Raw genomic sequence first — 17635 nt, 5'->3', positions numbered from 1 at the left:
ACCCGCGACGCCGAGCTGGCACGATCGCGGGTTCGGCGCTAGGCGCGGAGATCAGCGAGCGAACTTGTAGTCCGTCTTGGCCTTGCTCTTCAGGTCGGCCTGGAAGGTGGCCAGCTTCTGCTGACCCAGACGCTGCAGGATCTGCGGCTTGACGTCGTCGAAGGCCGGGAACTGGGCGTCGCGGGTGTCTTCCAGCTTGATGATGTGGTAGCCGAACTGGGTCTTCACCGGCTCCGGGGTCATCTCGCCCTTCTTCAGCGCGGTCATGGCGGCGCTGAACTCGGGCACGAAGCCGCTGGGGTTGGCGAAGTCCAGGTCGCCGCCATTGGCCGCGGAGCCGGGGTCCTTGGAGTTCTTGCCGGCCAGGTCTTCGAACTTGGCGCCGTTCTTGATCTGGGCGATCAGGGCCTTGGCCTCTTCTTCCTTCTCGACCAGGATGTGGCGGGCGCGGTACTCGGTGCCGCTGTTCTGGGCCTTGAACTTGTCGTACTCGGCGCGGGCCTCGACGTCGGTGACCGGGTTCTTCTTGGCGTAGTCGGCGAACAGCTCGCGGATCAGGATGCTCTGGCGGGCCAGTTCCATCTGGGCCTTGTAGTCGCCGCTGGCGGGAATGCCGCGCTTCTCGGCTTCCTGGATGAAGATCTCGCGCAGCACGACCTCGTCCTTGACCTGGGCTTCCAGCTCCGGCGAACGCTGCTGCTGGCCGCTCTTGGTGACCTGGTCGATCAGCAGTTCGGCGCGTGCCTTGGGCACGGCCTTGCCATTGACGACGGCGATGTTCTGCGCGCTGGCCGACACGGGCAGGAGCGCAGCGGACAGGGCCGCGACGGAGGCGGCGAGCACAAACTTCTTCATGGGGATGTAGGTCGGCAAAGAATGAAAAAGGCGCCGTGCGGCGCGGGGTGCGGCTTGTGGCAGCGTCATTCCGGCGTGCGGGCGTCGATGGCCAGCGCGTGGATGCCGCGCTGCATCAGCTCGGCGAGGGCATCATATACGAGCCGATGTCGGGCCACCCGAGGCAGATCCCTAAAGCGCTCGCTGACGATCAGCACATGGAAATGGCCGCCTTCGCGCGCGCCGGCATGGCCGGCATGCTGGGCGCTGTCGTCGCGCAATTCCAGCGCGGTGGGCTGCAGCGCCGCGCACAGGCGGCTTTCGATATCGGTCAGCAGGCTCATGCTTCGTCGCGCTTTTCCGGCGTGTCGCTCAGGTACTTGCTCATGTACAGGCCCTGGGCCAGGGTGAAGATCAGCATCAGGCCGGTGGCGCCGAAGACCTTGAAGTTGGCCCAGGCCGAGGTCGAGAAGTTGTAGGCCACATAGAGGTTGAGCACGCCCATCGCGGCGAAGAAGCTCACCCAGGCCCAGTTCAGGCGCTTCCACACGGTGGCCGGCAGCTGCAGCTCGGCGCCCAGCATGGCCTGCAGCAGATTCTTGCGGAAGAAGGTCTGGCTGGCGAAGAACACCAGGGCCATGGCCCAGTACAGGCCGCTGGGCTTCCACTTGATGAAGGTCTCGTTGTGGAACCAGACGGTGGCGCCGCCCAGCACGACGACCAGGGCCAGGCTGATCCACAGCATCAGGTCGATCTTCTTGCCGCGCAGCTTCAGGATCAGGGCCTGCAGCAGGGTGGCGACCATCACCACCAGGGTGGCCAGCAGCACCGGGGCCTCGCCCGCGCCGACCTGGCCGCCGGAGACCAGAAAGCCGAAATGCTCGGTGGCGAAGGCGGCCGCGGCCGCGGCCTGGCCCTCGGCGACCTTGAAGGTGCCGAAGAACAGGATCAGCGGCAGGAAATCCAGGAGTAGCTTCATTTGGACCGAAAGTTTATCGCGGCGGAATGGAGGCGGGCGTGACGCTGACGGGGTGGTCGCGCCCGCCGGGAGGCCGGCTCATGATGAACAGGACACTTCCAGGGTTTGCGCCCAGTCGGGCGGGAAGTCGGCGTCGGCGGCCGATGCCGGCTCGTCGAACGGCCGCTGCAGAACTTCCAGCAGCCGGGCGACCTCGCCAAAATCGCCGGCCTGGGCCTGCCGGATCGCGCCCTCGGCCAGATGGTTGCGCAGCACCACGGCCGGATTGGTCGCCAGCATGCGGGCATGCCGCTCGGCGTCGACGCTGTGCTCCGCGGCCAGGCGAGCGCGATAGCGCCCGGCCCAGGCATCGAAGGCCGTGCGGTCGAGGAACAGGTCGCGCAGCGGCGCGTCGGCACCGTCCCGCGCGAAGGCGCCAAGGCGCCGGAACGCGATCGTGAAGTCGACCCGGCCGGTGGCCATCAGCTTGAGCCAGTCGTCGACCAGCGCCCGGTCCTCGTCGCGCGCGTCGCGCAGGCCCAGCTTGGCGCGCATCCGGCGCATCAAGGCAGCCGGGAAGGCGCTCCGGTAGGCCTCCAGCGCGGCCAGCAGCGGTTCGCCGTCGCCGCCGACCAGCGGCAGCAGGGCCTGGGCCAGCGCGTGCAGATTCCAGAACGCCACATTGGGCTGGCTTGCGTAGGCATAGCGGCCCTGGTGGTCGCTGTGATTGCAGACATGACCGGGATCGAAGCCGTCCATGAAACCGAAGGGGCCATAGTCGATGGTCAGGCCCAGCATCGACATATTGTCGGTGTTCATCACGCCGTGGCAGAAGCCGACGGCCTGCCATTGCGCGAGCAGCTCGGCGGTCTGGCGCGTCACCTTTTCCAGCAGGGCGGCGACCGGCACCGGCGCGTCGCGGCATTCCGGCGCGTACTGGGCGATGAAGAAATCGGCCAGCCGCCGCAATTGCTCGTGCAGGCCATGGTGGGCGAAATGCTCGAAATGGCCGAAGCGGATGAAGCTGGGGGCCACGCGCGTCACCACCGCGGCGCTCTCCATCGTTTCGCGCCGCACCGGCAGCGCCGAGCCGGTGATGGCCAGCGCGCGCGTGGTCGGGATGCCCAAGCCATACATGGCCTCGGAGCAGAGGAACTCGCGGATCGAGGAGCGCAGCACCGCGCGGCCGTCGCCCATGCGGGAGTAGGGCGTCAGGCCGGCGCCCTTGAGTTGCAGCTCCAGCGGGCCGGACGGCGTGTCCAGCTCGCCCAGCAGCAGCGCGCGCCCATCGCCCAGCTGGCCGGCCCAGACGCCGAACTGGTGGCCGCTGTAGACCGTGGCCAGCGGCCGCATGCCGGGCCAGACGGCGTTGCCGGACAGCAGCTGCAGCGCCTGCCAGTCCTCGCGCTGCCACCAGTCGGCGGGCCAGCCCAGGAGTTCGGCGCAGGCCGGGCTGGTCGCCACCCAATGCGGATCGGGCAGGCCCTGGGCCGGTAGCGCGGTGTAGAACTCGTCGCCCAGACCGGCGAAGCGGTTGGGCCAGGAGGCCGCGGGGCCGTTCGCTATCAGGCCGGGCAGGGGTTCGGAGGCTGTCATTGCAGCCAGTGTAGCCAGCCGCCCCTGGCCCCTGCTTAGCTGGGGCTTAAGCCTTGTCGGCGCGCCTTGGCTGCCCCCGGCATTCCCGAGCGGGGGCCGCCGATCGGCTCGCCGACCGCGGCTCGCGCGCCTGGTCGATATTGTCCAGGTTCATGCGGACTTCGAGCTGGTTCGGATCAACCCGTCCCGGTGCATGCGCCATGGCTTGCACCCGTTCGCAGTGAATACCCTGAGTAAAGCAGGCCCGGCTGTGTAACGAGGGTGACTCAGGGGCCCGCGAAGCCAGGTTTAAACTGGCCCGAACCAGGTCCGCCGAGACCGCATAACACAAGGAGACCGCCGATGGCGCTGCTGGGCCAGATGATGTCCATGCCTTTGCTGATTTCGTCCCTGATTCAGCATGCGGCCAAGCATTCGGGCGATACCGAGATCGTCAGCAAGCGCTGCGAAGGCGACCTGCACCGCTACACCTGGCGCGACGCCGAGTTGCGTTCGCGCAAGCTGGCCCAGGCCCTGGCGCGGCTGGGCTGCGAGAGCGGCGACCGCATCGGCACGCTGGCCTGGAACGGCTATCGCCACCTGGAGATCTACTACGGCAGCTCGGGCTCCGCCCTGGTCTGCCACACCATCAACCCGCGCCTGTTCCCCGAGCAGATCGCCTGGATTGCCGGCGACGCCGAGGACAAGGTGCTGTGCTTCGACCTCGGCTTCCTGCCGCTGATCGAGAAGCTGCGTCCGCAGCTGAGCAGCGTGCGCCACTTCGTGCTGATGAGCGACCGGGCCCACATGCCTGCCGAGACCGGCATCCCGGACCTGCTGTGCTACGAGGAGCTGATCGCGGCCGAGGACGGCAACTATGCCTGGCCGCAGTTCGACGAGAACACCGCCTCCAGCATCTGCTACACCTCGGGCACCACCGGCCATCCCAAGGGCGCCGTCTACAGCCACCGCTCCAGCGTGCTGCATGCCTACGGCGCGGCCCTGCCGGATGCGATGGACTGCTCCAGCAAGGACGTGATCCTGCCGGTCGTGCCGATGTTTCATGTCAATGCCTGGGGCCTGCCCTACAGCATGGCCATCGTCGGCGCCAAGGTGGTGTTCCCCGGGCCGCATCTGGACGGCAAGTCGCTCTACGACCTGTTCGAGAACGAGGGCGTGACCTTCAGCGCCGGCGTGCCCACGGTCTGGCTGGGCCTGCTGAACTATATGAAGGCCAACCAGCTGAAGTTCAGCACCTTCAAGCGCACCGTGATCGGCGGTTCGGCCTGCCCGCCGGCCATGCTCGCCACCCTGATGGACGACTATGGCGTCGAGGTGATCCACGCCTGGGGCATGACCGAGCTGTCGCCGCTGGGCACCCTGTGCAAGCTGAACGCCAAGCAGTTGCAGCTGCCCGCCGAAGCCCAGCGCCACATCCTGGAGAAGCAGGGCAAGGTGATCTACGGCATCGACATGGCGGTGATCGACGATGAGGGGCGCTCCCTGCCCTGGGACGGCAAGAGCTCGGGCAACCTGGTCGTGCGCGGCCATTGGGTGATCGGCAGCTACTTCCGCCAGGACGCCTCGCCCCTGGTGGCGGTGGACGGCCAGCCGGGCTGGTTCCCGACCGGCGACGTGGCCACGATCGATGCCGACGGCTTCATGCAGATCACCGACCGCAGCAAGGACGTGATCAAGTCCGGCGGCGAATGGATCAGCTCGATCGAGCTGGAGAACATCGCGATGGCCCATCCGGCCGTGCACGAGGCCGCGGTGATCGCCGCGCTGCATCCGAAATGGGACGAGCGGCCGCTGCTGGTGGTCGTCAAGAAGCCCGATGCGGCGCTGACGCGCGAGCAGATGCTGGCCTTCTACGAAGGCAAGATCGCCAAGTGGCAGATCCCGGACGACGTCGCCTTCGTCGCCGAGATCCCGCACACCGCCACCGGCAAGGTGCAAAAGCTCAGGCTGCGCGAGCAGTTCAAGGGCTATCGCCTGCCCACCGTCTGATTGCCCCGACCCCAGGGCATATCCCGAGGCCGTGTTGCGGTCCCGGGGCCATAAGCTTTACTCGCCTTGCAAACCAAAGAGGAGACAACGATGTATAGCAGCAAGCATGTCCTGAAAGCCACCCTGGCGGCGGCCCTCGTTGCCAGCGGCGCGGCCGCCCATGCACAGAAGGGCGAGACCGTGAAGATCGCCTGGATCGATCCGCTGTCGGGCCTGATGGCACCGGTGGGCCAGAACCAGGTGAAGAGCTTCCAGTTCTTCGCCGAGAAGTTCAACGCGACCAACCCCGCGGGCGTGAAGTTCGAGATCATCCCGATCGACAACAAGCTGAGCCCGGCCGAGAGCCTGAACGCGCTGAAGTCGGCGATCGACCAGGGCGTGCGCTATGTGACCCAGGGCAATGGCTCGGGCGCGGCGCTGGCCATCATCGACGCGGTCAACAAGCACAACGAGCGCAACCCCGGCAAGGAGGTGCTGTACCTGAACCACTCGGCGGTCGATCCCGACCTGACCAACAGCAAGTGCAGCTACTGGCATTTCCGCACCGATGCCGATACCTCGATGAAGATGGAGGCCATGACCACCTTCATGAAGGAGCAGCCCGACATCAAGAGCGTGTTCCTGCTGAACCAGAACTATGCCCACGGCCACCAGGTCGCCAAGTACGCCAAGGAGATGCTGGCCCGTAAGCGCCCCGACGTGAAGATCGCCGGCGAGGACCTGCATCCGCTGGCCCAGGTGCGCGACTTCGCGCCCTATGTGGCCAAGATCAAGGCCAGCGGTGCCGACACCGTGATCACCGGCAACTGGGGCTCGGACCTGGCCCTGCTGGTGAAGGCCGCCAACGAGGCCGGCTTCAACGGCAAGTTCTTCACCTATTACGCCGGCGTCACCGGCACGCCCACGGCGCTGGGCACGGGTTCGGCCGGCCGGGTCTATCAGATCTCCTACAACCACTACAACATGGGCGGCCAGATGTCCAAGTGGCAGCAGGAGTTCCAGGACAAGTTCAACTCGGACTTCTATACCGGCAGCGTGATCCACATCTACACCCTGCTGGGCGAGGCCATGGCCAAGGCCAAGAGCACCGACCCGGTCAAGGTGGCGGCGGTGATGGAGGGCATGAAGACCAAGAGCTTCAACGGCGAGGTCGAGATGCGCAAGGCCGACCACCAGCTGCAGCAGACCCTGTACCTGTCGGTGTGGCAGAAGACCGATGCCAAGAACAGCTACAGCCCCGAGAAGACCGGCATGACCTTCGTGCCGGTCAAGACCTTCGAGCCCTATGTCTCGAGCACGCCGACCTCGTGCCAGATGAAGCGGTCGTAAATCCACGCGCTGTGCGGGCCGGGGCGGCGCGGCCGCCGCCCCGGACTCGCGTCTTCCCAACACGCGGCCGCCGCCGTTTTTCCCAGACGACCCCGTGGATCAAATCCTCATCAATGTCCTGAACGGTCTGTCCTCCGGACTGCTGCTGTTCATGCTCAGCTCCGGCCTGACCCTGATCTTCAGCATGATGGGCGTGCTGAACTTCGCCCATGCCAGCTTCTACATGCTGGGCGCCTATATCGCCTACAGCCTGGTCAAGCTCCTCGGCTTCTGGCCGGCGCTGTTCCTCGCGCCGCTGCTGGTGGGTTTCGCGGGCGCGGCCTTCGAGCGCCTGGCGCTGCGCCGGGTGCACAAGTTCGGCCATGTGCCCGAGCTGCTGATCACCTTCGGCGTGTCCTATGTGATCCTGGAGGTGGTGCAGCTGATCTGGGGGCGCACGGCCGTGCCCTTCACGCCGCCGTCGGCCCTGCAGGGACCGGCCTTCAGCATCGTGCAGCATCCGCTCGAGGGGCTGTCCATCGTGCTCGGCGGCGCGCCCGCGGCGCTGTGCGCCCAGGCCATGTGCTCGAACTTCCCGCTCACCCGCGTCTTCATGATGGGGGTGGCCCTGCTGATGCTGCTGGCCCTGTGGCTGCTGCTGACGCGCACCCGCATCGGCCTGGTGATCCAGGCGGCGCTGAGCCACCCGGAGATGGTCGAGGCCCTGGGGCACAACGTGCCGCGGGTCTTCATGCTGGTGTTCGGCAGCGGCTGCGCGCTGGCGGCGCTGGCCGGGGTGATCGGCGGCATCACCTTCGTCACCGAGCCGGCCATGGCGGCCATCGTCGGCTCCATCATCTTCGTGGTGGTGGTGGTCGGCGGCGTGGGCTCGCTGGCGGGCGCCTTCGTCGGCTCCATCCTGATCGGCCTGCTGCAGACCCTGCCGCTGACCGTGGATGGCTCGCTGGCCTCGCTGTTCAACAGCTGGGGCGCCCAGATCGGCCCCGGCACGCCGGGCTATCCGCTGCTCAGACTCACGCTGGCGCAGGTGGCGCCGATCCTGCCTTATCTGCTGATGGTGCTGATCCTGATCTTCCGGCCCAAGGGCCTGCTGGGCACTCGCGAGGACTGAAGCCATGAAGCCCCCACATTCACTGCGCTCACTGCTCCCCGGGGGGGCGCAGGCCTCCCTTGGGGCGGCCGCCTGGCCCACGAGCCGCAGCCACTACCACTTCAAGCCCCATAACGTCGGCCGCTGGATCATCTGGGGCCTGTTCGCCCTGGCGCTGATCGTGGCGCCGCTGATCTGGACCAGCGGTCTGGCCCAGACCATGCTGACCCAGATGGGCATCGGCATCATCGCCTGCCTGGCCTACAACATGCTGCTTGGACAGGGCGGCATGCTCAGCTTCGGCCATGCGGTCTACAGCGGCCTGGGCGCCTACCTGGCCATCCACACGCTCAACCAGGTGGGCGGCGGCGCCTGGGCCATCCCGGTCAGCCTGGTACCCCTGGCGGGCGGCGCGGCCGGCCTCTTCTTCGCGGCCCTGCTGGGCTATGTGTCGACCAAGAAGGCCGGCACGCCCTTCGCGATGATCACGCTGGGCCTGGGCGAGCTGGTCTGGTCCATGTCGCTGATGCTGCCGGAGTTCTTCGGCGGCGAGGGTGGTATCTCCAGCAATCGCGTGGTCGGCAAGCCGGTGCTGGGCATCAGCTTCGGCCCGCAGATCCAGGTCTACTACCTGGTGGCGCTGTATTGCTTCGTCTGCACGGGCCTGATGTTCGCGCTGACGCGCACGCCGCTGGGCCGCATGCTCAATGCGGTGCGCGACAACCCCGAGCGGGTCGAGTTCATCGGCTACGACACCCATTGGGTGCGCCTGATGGCCTTCACGATCTCGGGCTTCTTCGCCGGCATCGCGGGCGCCCTGAGCGCGCTCAACACCGAGATCGTCACCGCCGAGGTGGTGGGGGCGGCGCGCTCGGGCGCCTACCTGCTGTTCACCTTCCTGGGCGGCGCCACCTTCTTCTTCGGCCCCATCATCGGCGCGGTGCTGATGGTGCTGGCGGGCGTGCTCCTGTCCGAGCTGACCACGGCCTGGCTGCTCTACCTGGGCCTGATCTTCCTCTTCATGGTGATGTATGCGCCGGGCGGCATCGCCAGCCTGATCATGATGAATCTGCGCGTCGCGGCCTTCGGCAAGCTGGGCCGGCTCTGGACTTCCTACCTCGCGCTGTTCGGCACCGCGCTGACCATGCTGGTGGGCGGCGCCGCGATGATCGAGATGCTCTACCACCTGCAGCTCAACGAGGCGCTGGGTCCGCAACTGCCCTTCATGGGCGCGACGATCAATGCGCATGGCGTCGACGCCTGGCTGGGTTCGACCCTGACCCTGCTGGTGGGCGCCGGGCTGTTCGAGCTGGCGCGGCGCCAGTTCAAGCGCGAGTGGGACCGGATCCAGGAAGAGATCGAGAAAGAGATCAAACGTCGGGAGGCGCTCTGATGAGCAGCGGCTACGCATTGGAATTGCTCGATGTGCGCAAGAGCTTCGGCAAGAGCGAGATCATCCGCGGCGCCCAGCTGCGGGTGTTGCCCGGCGAGCGGGTCGCCATCATCGGCCCCAACGGCGCGGGCAAGAGCACGCTGTTCAACCTGATCAGCGGCCGCTTCGGTCTTTCCAGCGGCGAGATCCGCCTGCATGGCCAGCGCATCGACGGCATGAAGCCCTACGAGATCAACCGCCGCGGCCTGTCGCGCAGCTTCCAGGTCTCGAACCTGTTCACGCGCCTGTCGGTGTTCGAGAACATCCGCTGCGCGGTGCTGTGGTCGATGGGCTACCGCTACGCCTTCTGGAAGTTCCTGGCCGATCTCGACGATGCCAACGAACGGGCCGAGCGGGTGCTGGAGATGATCAAGCTCGACAAGAAGCGCGACGTGCTGGCGATGAACCTCACCTATGCCGAGGCGCGCGCGCTGGAGATCGGCATCACGATCGCCGGCGGCTCCAGCGTGATCCTGCTGGACGAGCCGACCGCGGGCATGAGCAAGAGCGAGACCAAGCGCTTCATCCAGCTGATCCGCGAGGTCACCGAGGGCAAGACCCTGCTGACCGTGGAGCATGACATGGGCGTGGTGTTCGGCCTGGCCGACAAGATCGCGGTGCTGGTCTATGGCGAGGTGATCGCCTTCGACACGCCGGAGGCGGTGCGTGCCAATGCGCGCGTGCAGGAGGCCTATCTCGGCTCGGTGCTGGCCGAGCAGCAAGCAGCGGGAGCGCATGCATGAGCCAGGGCCGACTGCTGAAACTCGACAATGTCCACGCCTTCTACGGCAAGAGCCATGTGCTGCACGGCGTGACGATGGAGGTGCGTCCCGGCGAGATCGTCAGCCTGCTGGGGCGCAACGGTTCGGGCCGCTCCACCACGGTCAAGACCATCATGGGCCAGGTGGACGGCCAGGGCTCGGTGCGTTTCGGCGCGCAGGAGCTGCTGGGCCGGAAGGCCTACGAGATCGCGCACCAGGGCCTCGGCTATGTGCCGGAAAACCGCGACATCTTCCCCAAGCTGACCGTGCACCAGAACCTGCTGCTGGGGCAGAAGGGCGGCCGGAAGCAGAAGGGCGGGCGCTGGAGCTTCGACGACATGTACCGCATGTTTCCGCGCCTGAAGGAGCGTCAGCACACCGAGGCCGGCGTGCTCTCCGGCGGTGAGCAGCAGATGCTGACGCTGTGCCGCACGCTGATGGGCGATCCGGACCTGATCATGATCGACGAGCCCACCGAGGGCCTGGCGCCCAAGATCGTCGAGCTGGTGGCCGAGTACCTGAAGACCCTGAAGTCACGCGGCGTCGCGGTGCTGCTGGTCGAGCAGAAGCTGGCGATCGCGCTGGAGATTTCCGAGCGCTGCTATGTGATGGGCCATGGCCGCATCGTCTTCGAGGGCACGCCGGCGGATCTGCGTGCCAACAATTACATCCGCAAGGAATGGCTGGAGGTGTGAGCACCGGCCGCCGGGATCGAGCCGAAATGGCCGGACAAGAGACCTGGGCAGAAGCCCTGGACACGAGTCCTACGCCGATGCCTCGCCGCGCTTGGCTGGCTTTGTATATTCCGTGGCGCCAATCGGCGCAGGCCCATTTTTGACAATATGAGGGTTACCCCCTTGGGTGGGGCTTGAAGGTGTAAGTGTTTTGTGTCAGTTGTTTTGGCGACATGTATTCCGCACTCTGTTACAGATTCGGCCGCTAGACTAGCCCGCTACCGTCCAGCAGTTAAGGATTTCATGCAGCACGACAGCGTCGCAATCGGCCAGCAGGCCGTTCTGGGTCCTATTCCAGGCCTGCGGCATTTCGGCGCTGGAAGTGGTTTTGCGGTTCATGCGGCCCACAGCCACCAGCATCGGCACCAGGCCGGCCAGCTGGTGCAGCGACGCTACGCGCAGCGCGGCTACCAGCGCGTCAGCACGGCGGCGGAGGCCGAGTCCCAGCTGGTGGTGCTGAGCGCTTCCGATGCGCTGGGGCAGACCCTGGGCACGCTGGGCGTGCGTTTCGACTCCCCCCGCGGGCTCAATGCCGACATCGTGTTCCCGGACGAGTTGGCCATGCTGCGCGAGCGCGGCCACCAGGTCTGCGAGTTCACCCAGCTGGCCCTGGATGCCGAGGTGGCCTCCAAGCGGGTGCTGGCGGCCCTGTTTCACAGCGCCTATCTGCATGCCTATCGGCTGCGCGGGGTGCAAAGCCTGGTGATCGAGGTCAATCCGCGCCATGTGCCTTATTACCGGCGCATGCTGGACTTCAAGGTCTGCAGTGAAGAGCGCATGAATCTGTGCGTCCAGGCGCCGGCGGTGCTGATGAGCCTGGACTTCGAGTATGTCGAGCAGCAGATCGCGCGCTATGGCGGACGTCCCGAGCTCAGCGCATCGGTGCGCAGCCTCTACCCCTATTCCTACTCCCGCGAGCAGGAAGCCGAGCAACTGGCGATCCTGCGGGCCGGTTCGCGCATCGTCATCTGAGCCTCGCGCCTCAGGCCGGCAGCACCGTGACCCGCGGCCAGCGCGCCGCATAGTTCTTCTGCGCGACACGTTGCGCATAGGCGGCCGGGCTGACGCGCCGCGGGTTGCGTCGCACCACCATGCCGAACAGGTCGGCCAGGCCCAGCGGCGCGATTACCGTCAGCGCGTCGTCGGCTTCCAGCCGCAGCCCCACCGCGGTGGCATATTCCGGCCAGGATGCGACGGCATCCTCCAGCGTGCGCAGCGCTTCGACCGGATGGCCGAAGCAGCGTTCGAACCAGAGGTGCACGCCGGCCTGGTTGGTAACTTCCCAGGGCAGGCCGGGCGCGGCGCGGCCGAGGGCTGCTTGCAGCGCCATGTCGCGGGTCTGGGTCAGGTCCGCCGCATCGAAGAAGGCCAGGTCGATGTCGGCCAATGCCGAGGGCTGGGCATGGCCGTGCAAGGCGTCCCAGACCAGGTTGCGCACCGCGCCCGCACCGATGCACCACGGCATGGGGGCATGCTCCCGGGCCGCGCGTAGCGCGCGCATGAACCAGGGGCTGGCGCGGGCCAGCTCGCGCAGGCGCTGCGCCGGCTCGGCCGTGCGGCTCATGGCGCCCGCCCGCCCAGCTGGCGCGACAGCTCAGCGCCCGTCTTGCGCAGCCCCTGCGCCAGCGCGCCGTCCAGCCGCAGATCGAAGCTGCCGCTGGCGCCGATGGCCGTGAGACTCAGCACCATCCGCCCCTGATCGTCGAACACCGGCGCGGCCAGCGCGCTGACGCCGGCCACCACCCCGTCCTGCGAGCTCGCGATGCCCAGCAGCCGCGCCTGGGCCATATGCGTCTCGAGCGTCTCGAGCTCCGCCGGCAGGGCGGCCTGGCCGCCGTCCTGCTGCAGGGCGGCCAGCACCTGTTCGCGCGGCAGGTAGGCGGCGAACAGCCGTCCCGACGCCGTGCCGGTCAGGCTCATCACCGTGCCATGGCGCATGCTGATGTGCACCGGGCTGGGCGCCTCGGCCACGCGCACGATGGTGGGGCCGCGGTTGCCCCACACCGCGATCGCCACCGTGTGGCCCAGGGCCTGCGCCAACTCCTCGATGCGCGGCGTGGCCAGCCGCACCGGCTCGTACTGCTGCAGGCTGATCAGGCCCAGCTGCAGGGCCAGCGGTCCCAGGCCGTAGCGGCCGCCGCCGGCCTCCTGCTCCACCAGACCCAGCTTGATGAAGCTCACCAGATAGGGATGGGCCTTGGCCGGCGGCATGCCGGCCTCGCGCGCCAGGTCCTTCAGCGCCAGCGGCCGCCCATGGTGGGCCAGGGCGATCAGCAACTGGCCGCCCACCTCCACGCTCTGGATGCCGCGCGGCCCGCCGCGCTCGGCGGGATCCGCCGACGCCTTGTTTTCGTTCATCTAGGGTTTCTACTTAAAACAATCGATTAGACATTAACAAACGTGATGACTAAGATCAAGCCATGAATTCGTTTTAAGCAAATTGATTTGCTTAGGTTAAATGATGGAGACCTCCCAGCAATGAGCCAGAAGACCTTTGCCTCCCATGCCGATGTCGAAGAAAAGCAGGTCAGCTTTGACCAGCTGTCGGCCCATGCCTGGGCCTACACCGCCGAAGGCGACCCCAATACCGGCATCGTGATCGGCGACGACGCGGTGATGGTGATCGACACCCAGGCCACGCCGGTGATGGCCCAGGACGTGATCCGCCGCATCCGCGAAGTGACCGACAAGCCGATCAAGTATGTGCTGCTGAGCCATTACCACGCGGTGCGGGTGCTGGGCGCCAGCGCATACGAGCCCGAGCACATCATCGCCAGCCAGGACACCTATGAGCTGATCGTCGAGCGCGGCGAGCAGGACAAGGCCAGCGAGATCGGCCGCTTCCCGCGCCTGTTCCGCAATGTCGAGTCGGTGCCGCCGGGCATGACCTGGCCCAGCATCACCTTCAGCGGCAAGATGACCCTGTTCCTCGGCAAGCTCGAGGTGCAGATCCTGCAGCTGGGCCGAGGCCACACCAAGGGCGACACGGTGGTCTGGCTGCCCCAGGACAAGGTGTTGTTCAGCGGCGACCTGGTCGAGTTCGATGCCACGCCCTATGCCGGCGATGCCTATTTCCAGGACTGGCCGCAGACCCTGGACAACATTGCCGCGCTGCGGCCCGAGAAGCTGGTGCCGGGCCGCGGTCGCGCGCTGCAGAGTCCGGACGACGTGGCCGCGGGTCTGGCCGGCACGCGCGCCTTCGTCTCCGAGCTGTATGCCGCCGTCAGGGCCGGTGTCGCGGCCGGACGCGACCTGAAGACCGTCTACCGTGAAACCTACGAGGCGCTGGCGCCCAAGTATGGCCAATGGGTCATCTTCGCCCACTGCATGCCCTTCGACGTGACCCGTGCCTATGACGAGGCCACCCAGTTCCCCGATCCGCGCATCTGGACCGCCGAGCGCGACATCGAGATGTGGAAGGCCCTGGAAGACATGAAGTAAGCCCACCCCCTACGCGCTGCGCGCGCCCCCTCAAGGGGGCGAGCCCGGCGGACCGGCGGAGCCGGATCCGCGGGCTCTGCTGGATCAAGGAGCGCCGGTTGCGTTCCGGACCATAGGATTCTCAGATGAAGATCGAACGCATCCACCACGTCGCCTACCGCTGCCTAGACGCCAAGACCACGGTCGAGTGGTACCGCCGGCACCTGGGCATGGACTTCGTGCTCGCGATCGCCGAGGACAGGGTGCCGTCGACCAAGGCCGACGATCCCTATATGCATCTCTTCCTCGACGCCGGCGGCGGCAATGTGCTGGCCTTCTTCGAGTTGCCCACGGCCAGGCCGATGGGCCGTGACGAGAACACCCCGGAGTGGGTGCAGCACATCGCCTTCAAGGTCGGCAGCGTGGCCGAGCTGGAGGCCAAGAAGGCCGAGCTGCAGGCTGCGGGCATCGCGGTGATCGGCGTGACCGACCACGCCCTCTTCAAGAGCATCTACTTCTTCGACCCCAACGGCCACCGCGTCGAGTTGGCGGCCGATGTCGGCACGCCCGCGATGTACGCCAAGCTCGATGCCTGCAAGTGGGAGATGCTGGAGGAATGGAGCGCCACCAAGCGCGCGCCCAAGCATGCCGCCTGGATGCATGACCAGGAATTCCGGCCCGCCTGAGCGGCTGTGCTGCCATGTTGAAGACCTACACCTTTCCCGAGTACGCCTACGGCCAGAGCCCCGAGCAGCGCGAGGGCCGGGTCTTGCGCCATCCGGTCGTGATCATCGGCGCCGGCCCGGTGGGCCTGACGGCGGCGCTGGACTGCGCGGCGCGCGGCCTGCGCGTGCTGCTGCTGGACGACAACAACAGCGTCAGCCAGGGCTCGCGCGCGGTCTGCTACGCCAAGCGCACGCTGGAGATCTGGGAGCGCCTGGGCCTGGGCGCCGGGCTGGCCGAGCGGGGTGTGCGCTGGCAGGTCGGCAAGGTCTTCTTCCGCGACGAGCTGGCCTACCAATTCGACCTGCTGCCGCAGCAGCAGCACCGCATGCCGGCGATGATCAATCTGCAGCAGTACCACCTGGAGGAAGCCCTGGTGCGGGCCTGCCAGGCCGAGCCGCTGATCGATCTGCGCTGGAAGCACAAGCTGGTGGCCCTGGCCCAGCGGCCCGAGGGCCTGGCCCTGCAGGTCGAGACGCCCGATGGCCGCTTCGCGCTGGAGGCCGACTACCTGCTGGCCTGCGACGGCGCTGGCAGCGATACCCGCGGCATGCTGGGCCTGGACTTCGAGGGTCAGGTCTTCCAGGACCGCTTCCTGATCGCCGACGTCGTGATGAAGGCCGACTTCCCCACCGAGCGCTGGTTCTGGTTCGACCCCCCGTTCCACCGCGGCCAGTCGGTGCTCTTGCACAAGCAATGCGACGGCGTCTGGCGCATCGACTTCCAGCTGGGCAGCGATGCCGACCCGGCCGAGGAGAAGAAGCCGGAGAAGGTGATCCCGCGCATCCAGGCCATGCTGGGGCCGGATGTCGAGTTCGAGCTGGAATGGGTGTCGGTCTACCAATTCGCCTGCCGGCGCCTGGAGCGCTTCCGCCATGGCCGCGTGCTCTTCGTCGGCGACTCGGCCCATCAGGTCTCGCCCTTCGGTGCACGCGGCGCCAACAGCGGCGTGCAGGATGCCGACAACCTCGGCTGGAAACTCAAGGCCGTGCTGGACGGCGTGGCGCCCGCAACCCTGCTGGACAGCTATCACGCCGAGCGCGCCGCCGCGGCCGACGAGAACATCCTCAATTCCACCCGCTCCACCGACTTCATCTCACCCAAGAGCCGCGCCTCGCTGCGGCTGCGCGACGCGGTGCTGGAGCTGGCCAAGACCGAGGCCTTCGCGCGTCCGCTGGTCAACAGCGGCCGGCTGTCGATGCCGACCCATTACGCCGCCTCGCCGCTGAACACGCCCGACGAGGAGGCCTTCGACAGCGCGATGCGCCCGGGCAGCCCCTGCCTCGACGCCCCGCAGGGCCAGGGCGGCTGGCTGCTGGACAGCTTCGGTCGGGGCTTCACCCTGCTGAGCTTCGGTCCGCTGCCGCCGCAAGACCTGGCCCCGGCGCTGGTTCAGCTTGTTTGCGTCGGCCGGGACCTGGCCGACCCGGCCGGCCTGATCGCCGAGCGCTACGACGGCCGCCCCGGCACCGTCTACCTGATCCGCCCCGACCAGCATGTGGCCGCGCGCTGGCGCGCTTTCGACGCCGCCAAGGTGGCCGCCGCGCTCGATCGTTGCCTGGGCCAGCAGTGAGTGACACCATGCCCCTGATCCATACCCCCAACATCCCCGACCCCGATGGCTTCTACGAGGCCCTGATCGATGCCCAGCGCGATCTGAGCGACGCGCAGGCCGACCTGCTGCTGGCCAAGCTGGTGCTGATCCTTGCCAACCAGGTGGGCGATCGCACCGTGCTCGACGAGGCCCTGGCCCTGGCCCGTGCCAACACCCTTTCCTCCTCATCCTGAACCCATTCCCATGTCAACTCCCCGCCGTTCCCTGCTCGCGCTGAGCCTGGCCGCCCTGACGCTGCCCGCCCTGGCCGCCTACCCCGACAGGCCCGTCGAATGGGTCGTGCCCTATCCGGCCGGCGGCGGCGCCGATGTGGTGGCCCGCACCCTGGCCGAGGCCATGGGCAAGACCCTGGGCCAGACCCTGATCATCAACAACAAGCCCGGCGCCGCCACCAATATCGGCGCCGACTATGTCGCCAAGGCCAGGCCCGACGGCCTGGTGATGCTGACCGCCGACACCGCGACCCTCGCCGCCAACCCCTGGCTCTATGCCAAGCTGCCCTACAAGGCCGAGCAGGACCTGGCTCCGGTGGGCCTGATGGCGCGCTTCCCGATGCTGCTGGTGGTCAACCCCAATGTGCCGGTCAAGACCTACCGGGAATTTCTGGCCTGGGCCGCCAGACAGGAACAGGGCGTCAACTACGCCACACCCGGCGCCGGCAGTCCGCACCACCTGGCCACCGAGCTGCTGCGCGAGAAGGCGCAGCTGAAGCTCAACCACATCCCTTACCGCGGCGCCGCGCCGGCGGTGCAGGACGTGATCGGCGGCCAGCTGCCCTTCATGTTCGTGGACACCGCGGCCGGCTACCCGCATATCCTGTCGGGCAAGCTGCGCGCGATCGCGGTGGCCAGCCCGGCCCGCATCAAGACCTTTGCCGAGGTGCCCACCTTCGCCGAGCAGGGCCTAGCCGGCTTCGAGGCCTATGCCTGGCAGGGCCTGACGGTGCCGGCCGCGACGCCGGCGCCGGTGATCGCCACCCTCAACAAGGCCCTGCAGGATGCGCTGAACAGCACCGCGGTCAAGGCGCGCTTCCAGGTGCTGGGCCTGGAGCCCCTGGGCGGCACGCCGGAGCAGATGCGCGCCTACTGGAAGCAGGAGCTGGCCAAATGGGGCCAGGTCATCAAGGCCGCCAACATCAAGCTGGACTGAGGGAT

At 67.3% G+C, this 17635-nt stretch carries 18 protein-coding genes; 12 read left to right on the top strand and 6 right to left on the bottom strand.

The window, feature by feature from the left end; genetic code table 11:
- Window positions 1-51 precede the first annotated feature (51 nt).
- From AC07OQ_RS06640 to AC07OQ_RS06625, 4 genes are all read right to left on the bottom strand, one after another.
- A complete protein-coding gene (locus AC07OQ_RS06640; RefSeq protein ID WP_495052308.1) occupies window positions 52-855 on the bottom strand; it encodes a peptidylprolyl isomerase in 804 nt (267 codons plus the stop codon).
- A 65-nt stretch (window positions 856-920) separates the two neighbouring features.
- Complete coding sequence (locus AC07OQ_RS06635) at window positions 921-1178, bottom strand: BolA family protein (protein ID WP_495052307.1); 258 nt, start codon at window positions 1176-1178, stop codon at window positions 921-923.
- Entirely contained in the window at window positions 1175-1813 is a 639-nt protein-coding gene (locus AC07OQ_RS06630; RefSeq protein ID WP_495052306.1) for a septation protein A, read from the bottom strand. The genes AC07OQ_RS06635 and AC07OQ_RS06630 overlap by 4 nt, the downstream gene beginning before the upstream one ends.
- Window positions 1814-1891: 78 nt before the next feature.
- Complete coding sequence (locus tag AC07OQ_RS06625) at window positions 1892-3388, bottom strand: protein adenylyltransferase SelO (RefSeq protein WP_495052305.1); 1497 nt, start codon at window positions 3386-3388, stop codon at window positions 1892-1894.
- Between the two features lie 342 nt (window positions 3389-3730).
- On the opposite strand from AC07OQ_RS06625, the gene AC07OQ_RS06620 reads away from it, so the two are divergent.
- The 7 genes from AC07OQ_RS06620 (at window position 3731) to AC07OQ_RS06590 (ending at window position 11695) form a co-directional block, all read left to right on the top strand.
- Window positions 3731-5377, top strand: coding sequence for a 3-(methylthio)propionyl-CoA ligase (locus AC07OQ_RS06620; RefSeq protein WP_495052304.1), 1647 nt, complete (start codon window positions 3731-3733; stop codon window positions 5375-5377).
- A gap of 90 nt (window positions 5378-5467) precedes the next feature.
- Window positions 5468-6706, top strand: a complete 1239-nt coding sequence (locus tag AC07OQ_RS06615; protein ID WP_495052303.1) for a branched-chain amino acid ABC transporter substrate-binding protein — start codon at window positions 5468-5470, stop codon at window positions 6704-6706.
- 151 nt (window positions 6707-6857) lie between these two features.
- Window positions 6858-7817, top strand: a complete 960-nt coding sequence (locus tag AC07OQ_RS06610) for a branched-chain amino acid ABC transporter permease (RefSeq protein ID WP_495052399.1) — start codon at window positions 6858-6860, stop codon at window positions 7815-7817.
- A 4-nt stretch (window positions 7818-7821) separates the two neighbouring features.
- On the top strand, window positions 7822-9189 hold the full coding sequence (locus AC07OQ_RS06605) for a branched-chain amino acid ABC transporter permease (protein WP_495052302.1): 1368 nt from the start codon (window positions 7822-7824) through the stop codon (window positions 9187-9189).
- Window positions 9189-9971, top strand: coding sequence for an ABC transporter ATP-binding protein (locus AC07OQ_RS06600; RefSeq protein ID WP_495052301.1), 783 nt, complete (start codon window positions 9189-9191; stop codon window positions 9969-9971). The genes AC07OQ_RS06605 and AC07OQ_RS06600 overlap by 1 nt, the downstream gene beginning before the upstream one ends.
- A gap of 11 nt (window positions 9972-9982) precedes the next feature.
- Entirely contained in the window at window positions 9983-10684 is a 702-nt protein-coding gene (locus AC07OQ_RS06595) for an ABC transporter ATP-binding protein (RefSeq protein WP_495052398.1), read from the top strand.
- 282 nt (window positions 10685-10966) lie between these two features.
- Window positions 10967-11695, top strand: coding sequence for an N-acyl amino acid synthase FeeM domain-containing protein (locus AC07OQ_RS06590; protein ID WP_495052300.1), 729 nt, complete (start codon window positions 10967-10969; stop codon window positions 11693-11695).
- A gap of 10 nt (window positions 11696-11705) precedes the next feature.
- Here the strand turns inward: AC07OQ_RS06590 and AC07OQ_RS06585 are convergent, their stop codons facing one another.
- Together AC07OQ_RS06585 and AC07OQ_RS06580 are read right to left on the bottom strand one after the other, a co-directional pair.
- Complete coding sequence (locus AC07OQ_RS06585; RefSeq protein ID WP_495052299.1) at window positions 11706-12287, bottom strand: nucleotidyltransferase family protein; 582 nt, start codon at window positions 12285-12287, stop codon at window positions 11706-11708.
- Window positions 12284-13081 carry an IclR family transcriptional regulator gene (locus AC07OQ_RS06580; RefSeq protein ID WP_495052298.1) on the bottom strand — a complete coding sequence of 266 codons (798 nt, stop codon included), beginning with the start codon at window positions 13079-13081 and terminating at the stop codon, window positions 12284-12286. The genes AC07OQ_RS06585 and AC07OQ_RS06580 overlap by 4 nt, the downstream gene beginning before the upstream one ends.
- Before the next feature lie 120 nt (window positions 13082-13201).
- On the opposite strand from AC07OQ_RS06580, the gene AC07OQ_RS06575 reads away from it, so the two are divergent.
- The 5 genes from AC07OQ_RS06575 (at window position 13202) to AC07OQ_RS06555 (ending at window position 17630) form a co-directional block, all read left to right on the top strand.
- Window positions 13202-14164, top strand: a complete 963-nt coding sequence (locus AC07OQ_RS06575; RefSeq protein ID WP_495052297.1) for an MBL fold metallo-hydrolase — start codon at window positions 13202-13204, stop codon at window positions 14162-14164.
- A gap of 125 nt (window positions 14165-14289) precedes the next feature.
- Window positions 14290-14829, top strand: a complete 540-nt coding sequence (locus tag AC07OQ_RS06570; protein ID WP_495052296.1) for a VOC family protein — start codon at window positions 14290-14292, stop codon at window positions 14827-14829.
- Window positions 14830-14843: 14 nt separating this feature from the next.
- Window positions 14844-16439 carry an FAD-dependent oxidoreductase gene (locus tag AC07OQ_RS06565; protein ID WP_495052295.1) on the top strand — a complete coding sequence of 532 codons (1596 nt, stop codon included), beginning with the start codon at window positions 14844-14846 and terminating at the stop codon, window positions 16437-16439.
- An 8-nt stretch (window positions 16440-16447) separates the two neighbouring features.
- Window positions 16448-16654, top strand: a complete 207-nt coding sequence (locus tag AC07OQ_RS06560) for a DUF2783 domain-containing protein (RefSeq protein WP_495052294.1) — start codon at window positions 16448-16450, stop codon at window positions 16652-16654.
- Between the two features lie 10 nt (window positions 16655-16664).
- Window positions 16665-17630, top strand: a complete 966-nt coding sequence (locus AC07OQ_RS06555) for a Bug family tripartite tricarboxylate transporter substrate binding protein (protein WP_495052293.1) — start codon at window positions 16665-16667, stop codon at window positions 17628-17630.
- Window positions 17631-17635 lie beyond the last annotated feature (5 nt).

This window comes from Roseateles sp. GW821-FHT09B06 (assembly GCF_059418245.1).
Note: the sequence above shows the minus strand (reverse complement) of the source record. Positions and strands in the feature narration are given on the sequence as shown.